The 15,827-nt window shown below is 71.6% G+C and carries 11 protein-coding genes; 7 read left to right on the top strand and 4 right to left on the bottom strand.

Going from position 1 to position 15,827, the window contains the following annotated elements; translation table 11 throughout:
• Positions 1 to 11 precede the first annotated feature (11 nt).
• The 5 genes from J2X68_RS25190 (at position 12) to J2X68_RS25170 (ending at position 5,991) form a co-directional block, all read left to right on the top strand.
• Complete coding sequence (locus tag J2X68_RS25190) at positions 12 to 890, top strand: TauD/TfdA family dioxygenase (RefSeq protein WP_310434848.1); 879 nt, start codon at positions 12 to 14, stop codon at positions 888 to 890.
• A 30-nt stretch (positions 891 to 920) separates the two neighbouring features.
• On the top strand, positions 921 to 1,658 hold the full coding sequence (locus J2X68_RS25185) for a hypothetical protein (protein WP_310434847.1): 738 nt from the start codon (positions 921 to 923) through the stop codon (positions 1,656 to 1,658).
• 137 nt (positions 1,659 to 1,795) lie between these two features.
• Positions 1,796 to 3,481 carry a ribonuclease J gene (locus J2X68_RS25180; protein ID WP_310434846.1) on the top strand — a complete coding sequence of 562 codons (1,686 nt, stop codon included), beginning with the start codon at positions 1,796 to 1,798 and terminating at the stop codon, positions 3,479 to 3,481.
• A 121-nt stretch (positions 3,482 to 3,602) separates the two neighbouring features.
• Complete coding sequence (locus J2X68_RS25175; protein WP_310434845.1) at positions 3,603 to 4,340, top strand: spermidine synthase; 738 nt, start codon at positions 3,603 to 3,605, stop codon at positions 4,338 to 4,340.
• 451 nt (positions 4,341 to 4,791) lie between these two features.
• Positions 4,792 to 5,991, top strand: coding sequence for an oxygenase MpaB family protein (locus tag J2X68_RS25170; protein WP_310434844.1), 1,200 nt, complete (start codon positions 4,792 to 4,794; stop codon positions 5,989 to 5,991).
• A 124-nt stretch (positions 5,992 to 6,115) separates the two neighbouring features.
• Here J2X68_RS25170 and J2X68_RS25165 read toward each other — a convergent pair whose 3' ends face one another.
• The 3 genes from J2X68_RS25165 to J2X68_RS25155 form a co-directional block, all read right to left on the bottom strand.
• Entirely contained in the window at positions 6,116 to 7,312 is a 1,197-nt protein-coding gene (locus J2X68_RS25165; RefSeq protein WP_310434843.1) for a TetR/AcrR family transcriptional regulator, read from the bottom strand.
• 309 nt (positions 7,313 to 7,621) lie between these two features.
• Complete coding sequence (locus tag J2X68_RS25160; RefSeq protein ID WP_310434842.1) at positions 7,622 to 8,713, bottom strand: NAD(P)-dependent alcohol dehydrogenase; 1,092 nt, start codon at positions 8,711 to 8,713, stop codon at positions 7,622 to 7,624.
• A complete protein-coding gene (locus tag J2X68_RS25155) occupies positions 8,710 to 9,219 on the bottom strand; it encodes a DUF4334 domain-containing protein (protein ID WP_310434841.1) in 510 nt (169 codons plus the stop codon). Before J2X68_RS25155 ends, J2X68_RS25160 begins: the two co-directional genes overlap by 4 nt.
• A gap of 475 nt (positions 9,220 to 9,694) precedes the next feature.
• Between J2X68_RS25155 and J2X68_RS25150 the strand changes: the two genes are divergently transcribed.
• Complete coding sequence (locus J2X68_RS25150; RefSeq protein WP_310434840.1) at positions 9,695 to 11,584, top strand: ABC transporter ATP-binding protein; 1,890 nt, start codon at positions 9,695 to 9,697, stop codon at positions 11,582 to 11,584.
• Positions 11,585 to 11,765: 181 nt separating this feature from the next.
• Here J2X68_RS25150 and J2X68_RS25145 read toward each other — a convergent pair whose 3' ends face one another.
• Positions 11,766 to 12,890: a hypothetical protein gene (locus J2X68_RS25145; protein ID WP_310434839.1), complete on the bottom strand. Its 1,125-nt coding sequence runs from the start codon at positions 12,888 to 12,890 to the stop codon at positions 11,766 to 11,768.
• 347 nt (positions 12,891 to 13,237) lie between these two features.
• Between J2X68_RS25145 and J2X68_RS25140 the strand changes: the two genes are divergently transcribed.
• Positions 13,238 to 15,643 (top strand): Orn/Lys/Arg decarboxylase N-terminal domain-containing protein, encoded by a 2,406-nt coding sequence (locus tag J2X68_RS25140; protein ID WP_310434838.1) that lies wholly within the window; start codon positions 13,238 to 13,240, stop codon positions 15,641 to 15,643.
• Positions 15,644 to 15,827 lie beyond the last annotated feature (184 nt).

The following is a 15,827-nucleotide window of genomic DNA, read 5'->3' as shown; positions in this document are numbered from 1 at the left end:
GGAGGTTCCTCATGCAGGACTACGCGCTCCAGGCCGTCGAGCGGCTCACCACCCGTCCCGCCGAGCCCTACGACACCCTGTCCGTCGCCCCGATCACCCCGCTCCTGGGCGCGGAGGTCACCGGACTCGACCTGTCCCTGGAGCTGACGCCCCAGCAGGAGAAGGAACTCAAGCACGCGTTCCGGACCCACCACGTGCTGGTCTTCCGGGACCAGGACATCACCCCCGAGGAACACAAGCGGTTCGCCGCCGTCTTCGGCGAGCTGCACCCCGTCGCGCTCGCGCCCGAGGGGTCCGACCCGTACATCCTGGAGATCAAGGCGACCAAGGAGTCCCGCGCCGTCGCGGGCAACGGCTGGCACGCCGACGGCACCGCCGACCCCGAGCCCTCCCTCGGCTCCCTGCTGTACATCACCACCGTCCCCGAGGGCGGCAGCGGCGGGGACACCCTCTTCGCCAACATGCACCTCGCCCACGAACTGCTCTCGCCGACCATGCGGAGCTTCCTCGAAGGCCTGACCGCCCTGCACGACGGAGCCCTGCCGTGGACCGCCGCGGGACAGACCCCGCCGCCCGAGTACGACGTCCCGCGCACCGAACACCCCGTCGTCGTCCGGCATCCGGAGACCGGCGACAAGCTGCTCTTCGTCAACGCCCCGTACACCTCGCACATCACGCAGCTGTCCCGCGCCGAGAGCGACGCCCTGCTCGGCATGCTGTACGCGCACATCGCCGGCACCCCGCTGCTGCACTGCCGGGTCCGCTGGCAGGAGCGCACCCTCGTGCTCTGGGACAACCGCAGCGTCCAGCACCACGCCGTGTGGGACTACTTCCCGCACACCCGGGAGGGCCGCCGCGTGGCGGTCGACGGCAGCCGCCTCGAAGCCTGATCCGGACACGGCCGAAGCGAAGGGTGCCCCATGACCACGACCGCCGACCCCGAGGCGTTCCTCGCCGCGCTGCGCGCCCCGTCCGCCGCGCCTCCCGCGGGTGCGGCCGGGGCATCCCCGCCGCGCTGGCTGTGGCACCTCGCCGCCGCCCTGTACGAGCGTCTCCCGGCCGTCGCGGCGGACGCCTGGGGCGTCCGGCTCGACGCCCTCCTCGACGGACACCCGCGCATCACCGGCCTGCGCGTCGTGCACCTCTGGCACGCCGACACGGTCCTGCCGCTTCTCGCGGACGCGTCGCCCGACGAGGAGGTCGCCGGGTGCGACGCCGTGACGGAGCTGCACCGCGCGTCGGCACAGGGCCGGCCTGCCGGCCCCGACACGTGGCGCACGGCGCTCGACGCGCTGCTCCCGCGCCTGTACGAGGCGGCCTACGACCGGGCGGGCGGCTACGCCGACGCCCACACGGGCGCCCGCGACCACGCACTGGCCAACGCCTTCACCCCGGCCGAGGCGGACGCCTACGGCCACACCTACGCGCGACTGAGCACCGACGCCAACGCGCGGGCCTTCGCCGAGGCCCACACCCTGGCGCTCGGCGACCCGCTGGCCCGGGCGTACGCGACCGACGACGCGGAGGTGTACGCCGAGACCTGTCCCGGCGCCCAGCTGCGGGCGGTGGTCCGGGCCACGACGACACCCGACGGCCCGGCCCCGGCCCTCCACCTGGCCGAGGGGCTGCTGTCGGCGCTGCGGTCGCACCGGTCGTAGCGAACACACCGGGAGCCGGCACAGGGGGTGCGGAACGGCCCGCGAGACGTCCGCCGGGCGGCCGGGCGGGGCGCGCGTCGCGCGTCGACCGTGCGGGTTGTGGATCACTCCGCCCGGCCATTCGGTAACGTGAGGTCATGAGCCATCCGCACCCAGAACTCAAAGCCGCCCCGCCACTGCCCGGAGGCGGGCTGAGAGTGACCGCCTTGGGCGGCTTGGGCGAAATCGGTCGCAATATGACCGTGTTCGAACACGCCGGCAAGCTGTTGATCGTGGACTGCGGTGTGCTGTTCCCCGAGGAGAACCAGCCCGGGGTGGACGTGATCCTTCCCGACTTCACCTCGATCCGCGACCGCCTGGACGACATCGTGGCCGTCGTGCTCACCCACGGCCACGAGGACCACATCGGTGGCGTGCCCTACCTGCTGCGGGAGCGGGCGGACATCCCCGTCGTGGGCTCCAAGCTCACCCTCGCGTTCCTCGAGGCCAAGCTCAAGGAGCACGGGATCAGGCCCCGCACGGTGCGCGTGCGCGAGGGCGATCGGCGCCGCTTCGGCCCGTTCGACTGCGAATTCGTGGCCGTCAACCACTCCATCCCGGACGGGCTCGCGGTGGCTCTGCGGACCGCGGCAGGCCTGGTGCTGCACACCGGCGACTTCAAGATGGACCAGTTCCCCCTGGACGACCGGATCACCGACCTGCGCGCCTTCGCCCGCCTCGGCGAGGAGGGCGTCGACCTGTTCCTCACCGACTCCACCAACGCCGAGGTCCCCGGCTTCACCACCTCCGAACGCGAACTGAACCCCGCGATCGAACAGGTGATCCGCACCGCCCCGCGCCGGGTCATCGTCTCCAGCTTCGCCAGCCATGTGCACCGCATCCAGCAGGTCCTGGACGCCGCCCACCAGCACGGCCGCAAGGTGGCCTTCGTGGGGCGCTCGATGGTCCGCAACATGGGCATCGCCCGTGACCTCGGCTATCTCAAGGTCCCCTCCGGCCTGGTCGTGAACGCCAAGGAACTGGAGAAGCTGCCGGACCACCGGATCACCCTGGTGTGCACGGGCTCCCAGGGCGAGCCGATGGCGGCCCTGTCGCGGATGGCCAACCGCGACCACGCGATCCGCATCGGCAAGGGCGACACCGTCCTGCTCGCCAGCTCCCTCATCCCCGGCAACGAGAACGCCATCTATCGGGTGATCAACGGCTTGACCCGGTGGGGCGCCAACGTCGTCCACAAGGGCAACGCCAAGGTGCACGTCTCCGGTCACGCCAGTGCCGGCGAACTCGTCTACTGCTACAACATCGTCCGGCCCCGCAACGTCATGCCCGTCCACGGCGAGTTCCGCCACCTGCGGGCCAACGCCGACCTCGCCATCCGCACCGGCGTCGACCCCGACCGGGTCGTCATCGCGGAGGACGGCGTCGTCGTCGATCTCGTCGACGGCCGTGCCTCCATCACCGGCAAGGTGCCCGCCGGGAACGTCTACGTGGACGGCATGGAGGTCGGCGGCGCGACCGAGGCGTCCCTCAAGGACCGGGTCACCCTCGCCCAGGAGGGCGTCATCACGGTCGTGGCCATCGTCGACGCCGACACCGGCGCCCTCGCCGAGGCCCCCGACTTCCTGGCCCGCGGCTTCGTCCACGACGACACCACCTTCGAGCCGGTCATCCCCGTCATCGAGAAGACGCTGGCCAACGCCGCGCAGGAAGGCGTCGGCGACGGCCACCAGCTCGAACAGCTCGTCGCGCGCGCCGTGGCCAACTGGGCCTTCCGCACGCATCGCCGGAGGCCGCTGATCATCCCCGTCATCATCGACGCCTGACCGGGCCCGCCGCCCGGCCGCCCCGCGCCGCCCCGGCTCCCCGCCGGTGCGCCGGGGCGGCGTCCGTCGCCGCCGAGGCGACGGCGCCCATGCATCCGTGAACGTCAGAAAAGGTGAAGGCATGGGCCTACGCTTCGAGGAGATCGACTGGCAGCCGACACCGATCGGCGAGATCAGTCTGCGGCGCCGCCGCCACCCGGTCTCGGGGGAGGACGTGTACGAGGTGAAGCTCGGCGACGAGTTCCTCATGTCCAGCCTCTTCACCGCCGGCGAGATCGCGCTCACGGAACTCGGGCTGGCCGCGCTGCCGAACTCCGACCATCCCGAACTGGACGTGGTCGTCGGCGGACTCGGGCTCGGCTACACCGCCCGGGCGGCCCTCGACGACCCCCGGGTACGGTCGCTGACCGTCATCGACGCGCTCGCCGCAGTCATCGACTGGCACCAGCGGCACCTGGTACCCCTCGGAGCCCGGCTGACCTCGGACCCCCGCTGCCGCCTGGCGCACGGTGACTTCTTCGCCCTGGCCGCCGACCCCCGCGGCCTGGACCCCGAGGCCCCGGGCCGCCGCTTCCACGCCGTGCTGCTGGACGTCGACCACTCACCGCGCCATGTGCTCCATCCACGCAACGCGGCCCTCTACCGGCCCGCCGGACTCCGTGCCCTCGCCGCGCACCTCCACCCGGGCGGGGTGTTCGCCCTGTGGTCGAACGACCCGCCGGACGAGGAGTTCACCTCCGCGCTCACCGAGGTCTTCGCCCGGACGGCGGCTCACGTCGTCGACTTCGACAACCCCCTCCAGGGGCGCACCTCGACCAACACCGTCTACGTGGCCCGCACCGCGCCGGAAACGCCGTAGGACGACGACGGCCCCGCGGCGCGCCGGGCATCCGGAGGGCGCCGGCTCGGCCGGGTCCGGCTGCGCGGCGTGCCTGCCCGGGACCGCGTCCCGGGCAAGCCGGCTCATCGCGCCGTTTCGCCACCCCACGTTCCGCCCGCGTCCCCCCTCCGCTCGCGCGTAGGCCCTGACGACCCGTCGAACACCGTCCTGCGTCACGGCGTCGCCCGCGGGCGGAGCCGTGGCTGCCGGGACGCCGCCTGAAGTCCTGCCGACGGGGTGCGGGCGGACGACCCTGCGCCCGGAGCGGCGACGAGCCCTCGGTCACCACCATTGCCGACGGCAACACACCTCGCTATGTTAATCGAAAATCACATGCGTGCGACAAGGTGCATCACGCATGGGACGCACAACCGGCACACCTGCGAAGCAGCTGGAACCATCTGGCCCCATCAGGGAAGCAGGTAAGTAAATGGAGAATCTCAGCAGGAGAAAGATCCTGTCCCTCGGCGTCGCCCTCGGCCTCGTCGGGGCGGCCAACTCCGGCCAGGCGTGGGCGGCGTCCGGTCCGGTGGCCGGAGCAGCCGCGGGAACGGATCCGCGATGGATCTGGGACGACGCGGCCGACCCGCTGATGGTCTCGATGCTCGACAACGGCCACGTGCCCGCGATCAACACCGCGTGGGCGTCGTGGGTCAACAACGACGACCCACTGCCCAGCGGCCTGCCGACCGAGTTCGCCGCGTACCTGCGGCAGGTCAACCGGCTGCCCTCCTGGGCCGACCCCGCCAAGCTGGCCCGCGCCGCCGACTTCAACCGGCGCAGGGACACCTACCTCTTCATGCTGTACGGCCTCGGCAGCGGAATCATGAGCACCGTGATCCCGCGCGAGGCCAAGAGCGTCTACTGGTCCGCCGGCGGCGCCGACATGCAGGACCGCGCGGCCAAGACGTTCACCTTCGGCTACGACCTGTCCCAGCTGGGAGCCTTCGAGCCGACGGGACAGTTCGTCGTCACCGCCAACAAGACGCGCGTCGTGCACGCAGCGGTGCGGCACCTGCTGCCGCAGTCGCCGCACTGGCGGGCGGTCGCCGACGAGACCGTCCCGATCAGCGCCGCCGACATCCTGGTCACCTTCCACAGCCTGGGCACCTACGTATACAGGAAGCTGCTCGACTGGAAGATCCCGTTCCCCGCCGCGGACCAGGAGGCGTTCCTGCACTCGTGGCAGGTCGCCATCAACCTGCTCGGTGTGCCGTACGAGCACATCCCCCAGACGTGGGCGGCCGCCGAGAAGCAGTCGGCGCAGGTGCTCACGCCGATCCTCACCCCGTCGACCGAGGGCATCGCACTGGCCGAGGATCTGCTCGGTCTCACCGCGCAGATCGACCTCGGCGTCACCCGCGGGTTCCTGAACGAGTTCGTGCGCTACGTCCTCAGCGACGAGGTCGGGGACTGGCTGGGACTGAAACGCGACTACGCGTCGGCGGCGCTGGTCCGCACCGCGTGGCCGGCGTTCATCCTCTTCCGCGAGGGGCTGTCGCCCGTCATGCCCGCCACCTTCTACCTGTTCGACCAGTTCGTGCGCGCCCTGGGCATGCTGTTCCTCAACAAGGGCTCCTCCGGGACCACCACCCCCATCACGATCCCCACCGGAAACCGGGCGGGCTGAGCCGTCGCACCGAACTCACCTGCCCGCCCCCGCGCCGGACGGGCCGAGGGGCGGGCACCGGGGTGCCGCGCGCACGACGCGCTCGACGACTCGGCGCCTCGCCGCGGGCGGGTCCGACGGCCTCTCACAGACCCAGAGCGCCCAGGATCAGAGCGGTCACGGCCTCACGATGGCCGGGGCTGTCCTGCCACCGCAGCCTGCGTCCCGCCTCGACCACCACGCCGAACCCCGCGTGCACCAGCACCCGGGCCTGGCGCGGGTCCAGCTCGGGACGGACCAGCCGCAACTGCTGCTCCCAGACGGCGATGTGTTCCCGCTGCGCCAGGACCACGGGCCGCCGCTGGCCGGCCGGCAAACCGGCGAGCTCGGCCTCGGCGACGCTGTTGAGCTCGGTGTGTTCGAAGCTGTACGCCACATACGTCGCTGCCAGCGCGACGACGGCGTCGTGCGGGCCGCCCACCTCGTGCAGACTCTGCTCGACCCCCTGGGCCAGCAGACCCGCCGCCTGGAGGCATGCCGCCGCCAGGATGTCGATCTTGCCCGGGTAGTGACGGTAGAGCGCGGACGGGGTCAGCCCCACCGCCTCCGCGATCTGTCCGTTCGTCACGCTGGCGAAGCCGTCCCGGGCGAACAGCGGGATGGAGGCCGCCAGGATCTCCGCGCGACGCGTGCGCGGCACCGGCCGGGCGGGCAGTGCCACGGGACGCGCGCCCCGCCGTCCCGCCGAGGGATCACTCGCGGCCACGCCCAGCGCGGACGCCAGCAGCAGTTCCTCGGCGCGGCGCCCGGCGATGGAGGTGTGGTGCATCGTGATGGACCCGATCGCACCCAGAGCCGCCATGGCCCGCAGGCGCCCGTCTGACCGCGGGTACTCGCGCTGCACCGCCTCGTCGACCCGCTCGACGAGCTGACCGAACTTCGCCCCGAGACGCCGCCGGTCCTCGCGGCTCAGGTACCGGGCCTCCCACCGGTACAGGCCGCCCGACGCGCGATGAGCGACGGTGATGCGCGTGACGGCGGTGAGCACCTCCGCCAAGGTCGCCCCGGGCGGCACCTCGTCGAGCGCGGCGACCAGCCCGTCCACCATGACGTCCGCGCACTCGGCGAAGAGCGCGTACTTGTTCGGGAAGTGCCGGTACAGGGCGGCCGCCGAGATGCCCACGCCGGCGGCCACCTCCTCCATGGACGCCGTGTGGTAGCCGCGCTCGCTGAAGACCCGCCCGGCCGCCTCGACGATGAGCTGCTTGCGGTTGCGCGGCCGAGCGGCCGCGGTCGGATCGGCGGTCGCGGACGAACGGGCAGGTGGGGAGGCGGAGGCCATGCGGACGAGTCAATCACACGCCGTCAGGGGGCCGGGCTCCCTCGGCGCGGACCGCACAGGGACGTGCCTGGGGACTGACTTCCCTGGTGCTTGCTCGCCCGCGAGGTGAAGGCTCCTGCTGCCTGCTGCCTGCTGCCTGCTGCCTGCCCCGTCTGCCGTGCCTGCCGCGCGCCCAGGCGGCAGCCGGGCGGCGGCAACAGGCGGCTTCGGCATCCGACCAGGACGGCGGCCGGGACCGCACCGCCGTTCCGGGTGCCGGACTCGCCCTCGCGCCCCGTGCCCGCACGGCGGCCGGCCGCTGCGCCCGTGTCAGGTGAAGGTGAGGACCGGCTTGACCACGCTGCCGTCCTCCATGGCGGCCACGGCCGGGCCGATGTCCTCGAACGGGAACGTGGTGACCAGCCGGTCGAGCGGGAAGAGGCCACGCCGGTGCAGGCCGATCAGCTCGGGGAGGAAGCGGCCCGGGTCGGAGTCACCCTCGATCACCCCGTGGACGCGGACGCCCTGGGCGAGCAGGCCCATCACGTCGAACGTCACTTCCCCGCCGAGGCCGAGCAGGGCGAGTCCGCCGCGCGGGCGCAGCATGCCGACGGCTCGGCGGGCCATCTCCGGACGGCCGGTGGTCTCGACGACGTGGTGCGCGCCACCGCCGGTGAGGTCGCGCAACGCCGCCACCAGACCGTTCCCGGGAGCCAGGGCCGCCTTCGCGCCGAGTCCGGTGGCCAGGGCGCGGCGTGAGGCGACCGGGTCGACGGCCACCACCGGGTCGCAGCCCACGGCCACCGCGGCCATCAGCGCGCTCAGGCCAACCCCGCCCGCGCCCAGCACGACCAGCGAGGAACCCGGTTCGGGGCGCAGCCGGTTGAGCACCGTACCCGCGCCCGTCTGACCGCCGCAGCCCAGCGGCGCCGCGACCGCGGCCGGCAGGTCGGAGGGCACCTTGACCACGCCGCGTTCGTGCACGACGGCGTGCGTGGCGAAGCTGGACTGGCCGAAGAAGGCGCCGTGGAGCGGTGCGCCGTCGAGCGAGAGCGCGGTGGTGCCGTCCTCGCGTCCACCGGAGAGGTTCAGGGCCTGCGCGGCGTGGCAGTAGGCCGGGTGGCCCGCCGCGCACTCCTCGCAGACGCCGCAACTGGCGAAGGTGAGGCAGACATGGTCCCCCGCCGCGAGGCCGGTCACCTCCGCGCCCACCGCCTCGACCCGGCCGGCGCCTTCGTGGCCGAAGACCATCGGGGTGAGCCGCCGGGGCCAGGTGTTCCGCATGCCGAGGTCGGTGTGGCAGATGCCGACCGCGGTCATCCTCACCAGTACTTCGCGCGTCCGCGGGTCGTCCAGGTCCACGTCCCGCAGGGTGAACCCGGCGCCCGGTTCCTGCGTGACCGCGGCGCGGACGCGCCTCACGCGCCCTCTCCGGCACGGGGACTCCCGTGCGGGGGCTCGGGGGCGCGCTCGAGGAAGAAGTAGTAGAAGGGGCCCTCGGCGGGGATCCCCTTGCCGTTCATGATCCCCATCAGCGTGGTGTCGTCCACCCACTTGAAATGGTCGAGGACCGGTCGGCCGTCGTAGACCATCGTGGCCGTCGACTCGCCGCGGAACTCGACGGTCCACAGACTGGCCTCGCCCTGGCCGAGTTCGATGTTGGAGTACAGCTCACCCGCCTCGTTCCGGCACATCAGCGGCTTGGCGTCGTGTACGGCGGCGAACGTCTTGCCGTACCAGGAGGCCTCCGCCAGCATGCCCTCGAGGGGGTGGCCGGTGCGGAACTCGCCGCCCTTCCACCCGCCGAGTATGTCTTCGGGACGGGCGGTCGCCAACGCCGCCCAGATCTCGTCGAGTTCAACGGCGGCGACCAGGTCGTCCGCCTTGCGGAGTTCGTGGAACCGGGCGCGGGCCTCGAGCCTGTCCATGCTGGGTGTCCTCTCGTCGGTGCTGAACCATGAAGGTGAGACTGCGGGATGTCGCCGGGCCGGGACGAGCGGCCGGTTGCCGGTGCCGACGGCCCGTGCCGGTCCTCGCGGTCGAGAGGGCAGCCTCGATCGTCGCCGCCCTGCTGCCTGCTGAGCGATCGATAAGGAAGAACCGGTGTACGGCGTCCGACCCGATGTCACCGGCCCAGTGTGAAGCCACAAATACCCCAGCGGCAAGAGGAGTTGGCGGATCGGCGATCGCGCTCCTTTGGTATTACCGAACGCTCAGTTGGTTCTGGGCTGACGGCGGGGAACCCACCGCGCACCGAGGTCGAACCCCCGGGAGCGGCTGACCGGCCCGAGCAGCACCCCATCCGGCCGTCCGCGGTGTCCTGTTATCACCCTTCCGTGGTAAATGCCTGGACCGTCGCCCGCTTCGGAGGGGAGACTTCCGTCTTCTCACACCGGGGGTGTCATGGGGAAAATCGATCCGCACGGACCGACGCCGGGCAGGAGCGCGTTCGTTCTCGCCTTGCGCTACTACAACCGGGAGCTCTTCCGATTACGACGGCTGGCCCTGCCCGCCCTGCTCCTGCCGGCCGTCGGCAACATCGGGACCCGCTACATCGCCCCGCTGCTGATCGCCAAACTGGCGGGGCAGGCGGCCGACGACGGGGGACTCACGCTCGCCTCCGCTCTGCCGTACGTACTGGGCTTCGGCGTGGTGCTGCTGCTCGCCGAGACGGTATGGCGCATCGGGCAGCACTGCCTGAACCGCGTGGACGCCCTGGGCATGGAGCATCTGTACGTCATCGGCATGGACGAACTCTTCACCCAGGACGCGGCGTTCTTCCACGACAACTTCGCCGGCTCCCTGACCAAGAGGGTGCTGAGCTTCGGCAAGCGTTTCGAGGACTTCGTCGACACCGTGACGTACCGGATCGTGGGCAGCCTCGTGCCGCTGGTGTTCGGCGCCGTGGTGCTGTGGCACTACGAACCGATGCTCGTCGTGGGCCTCCTCGTGATGATCGCGCTGACCGTGGTCGTCGCGACACCCCTGATCCGCCGCCGTCAGGCGCTCGTCAACGATCGTGAGGCCGCGATCGCCCGGGTCTCCGGGCACGTCGCCGACAGTCTCATGAACATGGAGACCATCCGGGCATTCGCGGCCGAGCAGCGGGAGGCCGACGAACACCGCAGCCGCGTCGCGGACTCCCGGTGTCTGACGTTGCAGTCGTGGGACTACGGCAACCTGCGCGTCGACACCTTGGTGGCTCCGATGTCGGTGCTCACCAACGTGCTGGGCCTGTTGGTCGCCATCGCCTTCGGCGGCTCGGGCCAGGGGGTGGAGGAGATCGTGGTCGCCTTCACCTACTACTCCAACGCGACGCAGATCATGTTCGAGTTCAACCAGATCTACCGGCGTCTGGAGAACTCGATGACGGAGGCGGCTCAGTTCACGGAGCTCCTGCTGCGCCCGCCGACCGTGCTCGACGTGGCGGAACCCGAACCTCTCGCGCCGCAGGGCTCGTGCGTGCGGTTCGAGTCGGTGACGTTCGCCCACAGTGGTGCGAAGCCGATCTTCCAGGGCCTCGACCTCGATGTGCCCGGCGGTGCGCGGATCGGTCTGGTCGGCAGGTCGGGCGGCGGCAAGACCACCCTGACCCGGCTCCTGCTGCGCATGGCGGACATCGACGGCGGACGCATCCTGATCGGCGGTCAGGACATCAGCCGCCTGCGCCAGGCCGACCTGCGCTCACTGATCTCCTACGTCCCGCAGGAGCCCGCGATGTTCCACCGCAGCCTGCGGGACAACATCGCGTTCGCCCGGCCCGACGCCACGGACGCGGAGATCCATGCCGCGGCCGAGGCGGCGCACGTCACCGAGTTCGCCGACCAGCTCCCGGCCGGATTCGCGACCCTGGTGGGGGAGAGGGGAGTGAAACTGTCCGGTGGCCAGCGCCAACGGGTCGCCCTCGCCAGGGCCATCCTGCGCGACGCCCCGATCCTGTTGCTCGACGAGGCGACCAGCGCGCTGGACTCGGAGAGCGAGATCCTCGTCCAGGACGCCCTGTGGCGGCTGATGCGGGGGCGCACGGCCCTGGTGGTCGCCCACCGTCTGAGCACGGTCGCCGGTATGGACCGTCTCGTCGTCCTCGACCGCGGCAGGGTCGTGGAGGAGGGCAGCCACGCGGCACTCCTCGCCGCGGACGGCGCCTACGCCAAGCTGTGGCAGCACCAGTCGGGCGGCTTCCTCGGCGAGAGCGCCGAGGCGGAACCCGTCGATCTCGCGGTAGCCGGTCACACCGTTCTGCCCGTAGCCGCCGAACCGGCGTCGGACCGCGCCCGGGAGGCTTCGCCGTAACGCCGGACGACCGTCGAACCCGTATGACGGAGCCGCTGCCCGCCGTCGCCGAGCAGCGTCCCCGGCGGACTCCGACCGCACGGCGCGCGTGCTCGGCAAGCGGTCTGCCGCGCGCGCCGTGCTCGGAGCGCGGTCGGCCGCCCCGCCCGAGCCGAACGCGGGCCGACGGCCTGCCGGACGCTCACAGGAAGGTTGCGCCAGGTGAGCCTGGTTCGGGCGGCCTTCTGACGTCCGGTTCGCTGGAGCCCGGTCGGGGTGGCTCAGGTGGTTCGGGTTTCGGTTCGGCTTCGGGGCGAAGTTCTTGCTCGGGCTTCTTGCGTACGCGTCGCGTGGGGAGTCGTGTCCTGATGTCTCTGAGACCGGCCGGCGGGAAGTCGAGTGTGTCGCGTACCTGATTGACTCGTACGCGGAGGGTGTCGAGAGTCGTGGTGAGGTCGATATCGCCTGCCTCGTCCAGAAGGGCGTCGAGGTGGTGTTCGGCGGCTTGGCAGGCCCAATGGGCCCATTGCTGCCGTGAGTCGTCCGTGGGAGGCGGGAGGTACGACTCGGCTTCCTGCAACGCCTGGTCCGCGGCCACGGTCAGCAGGTGGGTCTGTGGCACGGTCACGGGATCAGGCTGGTCGTTGAAGGCCTCCATGAGGTCGTCGGCGCTGGGCAGAAGGATGCCGGCGAGGGATGACCCGACGGAGGCCAGCGCGCCGATCACGCCGCCCGCCTCGGGCAGCAGCAGCGGCGCGCAGGCCACGGCGGTGGCGGACGTGAAGAAGGGCAGCAGGCGGCGCGAGACGCGCAGCACGCCCTGCACGACCGCACTCCGACGTGAAGCGGGCGGGACTGTGGGGTACGCGGTGCGATCGCCGGTGAGGGTGCCGCTGATCTCCGCGAGCACGGAGAGGGCGTCCTGGAGTCTGCCGCGATGCGGTTCCACGAACTCGGGCTGTCGCCACCGAGGGTGGGGTCGGCTTGCCTGGTGCAGGTAGTGGGTCGCCTGGATCAGCTGGGTGAGAACGATGTGCAGGGCGGGCAGCGGGGGAGTGGCGTAGCCCGCGTGGACCAGCAGGCTGGGTACGGCGATGCGCAGCGCGGTGGCGATCTCCCTGGCCGCCGGCATCGGTCCCCGGACGACAGCGCGTGGCTGCTGGTCCAGGACTTCCATGAGATGGCGGGCGCTGTCCAGCAACTCCCGGGCCGATCTCACGTGGACGGCGGCCGGGTAGCTGCGCTCATGGGCGAGCGCGAGGCTCTGGAAGCGTTGGATGAAGTCGCTGTAGACGTCGAGGACGTCCTCTTCTGTCGGCACCGTCATTGGCCCCCCAGCCGGTTGATGTCAGGGGCCAGTGTCGGCCCACGGGACCCGCCCGAACAGGCACCTGTCGGCCAGGCTGCGCCGTGTGCGAACAGAGGACAGACGTCCCACCGAGAAGGCCTCTCCCAGGGAAGGGTCCCGGTCGCCGAGGGCGACGCGGACCGGCCGCGTGGCGAGAGGGCGATCGGCAACAGCCGCAGGCACCCGACCCCTGTGCGGCCCGGCGGGTAAAGCCCGAGCTCGCACATTCCGTCCTGCGGGCGGTTTGCGACCGTGCAGCTGCGGGTGGCGGCCGGTCTGCTCGGACACTGAGCCGGAAGGCGGCGCGCGCCGCCGGAAGGGATCTCATGGCGGACAGCAGGATCTTGGTCGCGGTACGGGAACGTCCACGGGACGAGGGGGCCGGAGCCGGGCAGCTGGCGCGCATCGGTGAGGCCATCGAGAAGAAGGGATTCGACATCCGGTGGGCGGCGGGTGTCGCGGACGCGGAGGCGGTACTGCGGACGGAGGCGGGTCTGACCGCCGCCCTCGTCGCCTGGGAGCTGCCGGGCCCGGAAGGCGCGGACGACGAGCCCGGCGGCGCCGCCGTCCTGCGCTCCCTCGGCCGGCGGTTCCAGGACCTTCCCGTCTTCCTGGTCATGAGCGACGACGGCGTACGGGACCTGCCGCTGTGGGTGTCGGAGTCGGTCGTGGGATACGTGTGGCCCCTGGAGGACACTCCCGGGTTCATCGCGGGCCGGATCACCACCGCCGCGCGCACCTACCAGGACGCCGTCCTGCCGCCCTTCTTCCGTGCGCTGCGCCGCTTCGACGACGCGCACGAGTACTCCTGGCACACCCCGGCCCACTCCGGCGGCGTCGCTCTGCTGAAGTCACCCGCGGGCCGGGCCTTCCACGACTACTTCGGGGAACGCCTGCTGCGCAGTGATCTGTCGATCTCCGTGGGGGAGCTCGGCTCGCTGTTCGAGCACACCGGCCCGATCGGCGAGGCGGAACGCAACGCCGCCCGGGTCTTCGGCGCCGGTCTCACCTACTTCGTGCTGCACGGCGACTCCACCTGCAACCGCGTGGTCGGCCACTTCAGCGTCACCCGCGACGAGATCGCGCTGGTGGACCGCAACTGCCACAAGTCGGTGCTGCACGGGCTGGTCGTCTCCGGCGCCCGCCCCGTCTACCTGATCCCCACCCGCAACGGTTACGGCCTGGCGGGACCGCTGCCCCCGGCGGAGCTCGCGGCGGAATCGGTCGCGGCCCGGGTCGCCGCCAACCCGCTGACCTCGGGTGCGGTCTCGCCGCACCCCCAGTACGCCGTCTTCACCAACTCCACGTACGACGGCCTGTGTTATGACGCCCCGGCTGCGGCACAGGCGCTCGCCGCGAGCACGCCCAGGCTGCACTTCGACGAGGCCTGGTTCGCGTACGCCCGCTTCCACCCGCTCTACGCCGGCCGGTACGGCATGTCCGTGGACGAGGTGACCTTCCCCGGTGCGGACCGGCCGACCGTCTTCGCCACCCAGTCCACCCACAAACTGCTGGCCGCGCTCTCGCAGAGCGCCATGATCCACGTCAAGCCCGCACCCAGAGCGCCCGTCGAGCACGACCGGTTCAACGAGGCGCTCATGATGCACGGCACGACCTCCCCGCTCTATCCGATGATCGCCTCGCTGGACGTGGCGACGGCGATGATGGACGGGCCGCAGGGCCGCTGGCTGATCGACGAGGCTGTGACCGAAGCGGTCCGCTTCCGCCAGGAGATGGTCCGTATCCGGCGCCGGGTCGAGGAGGCCGGCGACCGACCGCCGTGGTTCTTCGGCGTCTGGCAGCCCGACGCGGTCACCGACCCGAGCACCGGCGCCCGGCTGCCGTTCGACGAGGCCCCGCCCGACCTGCTGCGCACCGAACCGGCCTGCTGGCACCTGGAACCCGGCGCCGCCTGGCACGGTTTCCCGGGTCTGACCGACGGCTACTGCATGCTCGACCCGATCAAGGTCACCCTGACCTGCCCGGGCATCGACGCGAGCGGCACGACCGGCGAGTGGGGCATCCCGGCACGGGTGCTCACCGCGTACCTGGCCACCCGTCACATCGTCGTGGAGAAGACCGACAGCTACACGACGCTCGTCCTGTTCTCCATGGGCATCACCAAGGGCAAGTGGGGCACCCTCCTCGACGCCCTGATGGACTTCAAGGCCCTCTACGACCAGGACGCCCCCCTCGACCGGGCCCTGCCGGCCCTGGTCGCCGAACACCCCAGGCGCTACGCCGGCCTGACCCTGCGCGAGCTGTGCCAGGAGATGCACGACCACCTGCGCTCCGTCGGTCTCGTCGACCTGCTGGACACCGCCTTCCAGGAGCTGCCGGAACCGGTCACTCCACCCGGGCCGTGCTACCAGCGCCTGATCCGCGGCGGTACCCACCGGGTAAGGCTGAGTGAGGCGCCGGGCCAGGTGGCCGCAGCCATGATCACCGTCACCCCGCCCGGCATCCCCGTCCTGATGCCCGGCGAGAACTGCGGCGCCGCCGACGGCCCGCTGCTGCGCTACCTCTCCGCCCTCGAGTCCTTCGACCGGCGCTTTCCCGGCTTCCGCAGCGAAACCCACGGCGTGACCCTCGACCCCGACACCGGCGACTACCTCATCGAATGCCTGCGCCCCGCGACCGACGAGACGACAAGCCCCCACGAGCAGACACGAGGCACGCTGCCACCGGCCCAGCGCGGTCACCGGGAGGAAGCCCGTGTCGAGGGCGGGTAGACCGGCCGGGGAGTCCGGGCGGGGTGACCGGCCTGGTTGACCGGCCTGGGTGACCGGATCGGGTGTCCGGGTCGGGTGACCGCCCGGGCTCTGCTCCGCAGACCGTCGTCCAGCACGTCGTACGGCAACCCGATGCCGCAGGCTGGAAGGCGGAGGCTGGAGACCGGAGGCAGCGCGTCGCTCG

Source organism: Streptomyces sp. 3330, assembly GCF_031456635.1.
In the GTDB taxonomy this organism is placed as follows: Bacteria; Actinomycetota; Actinomycetes; order Streptomycetales; family Streptomycetaceae; genus Streptomyces.
Note: the sequence above shows the minus strand (reverse complement) of the source record. Positions and strands in the feature narration are given on the sequence as shown.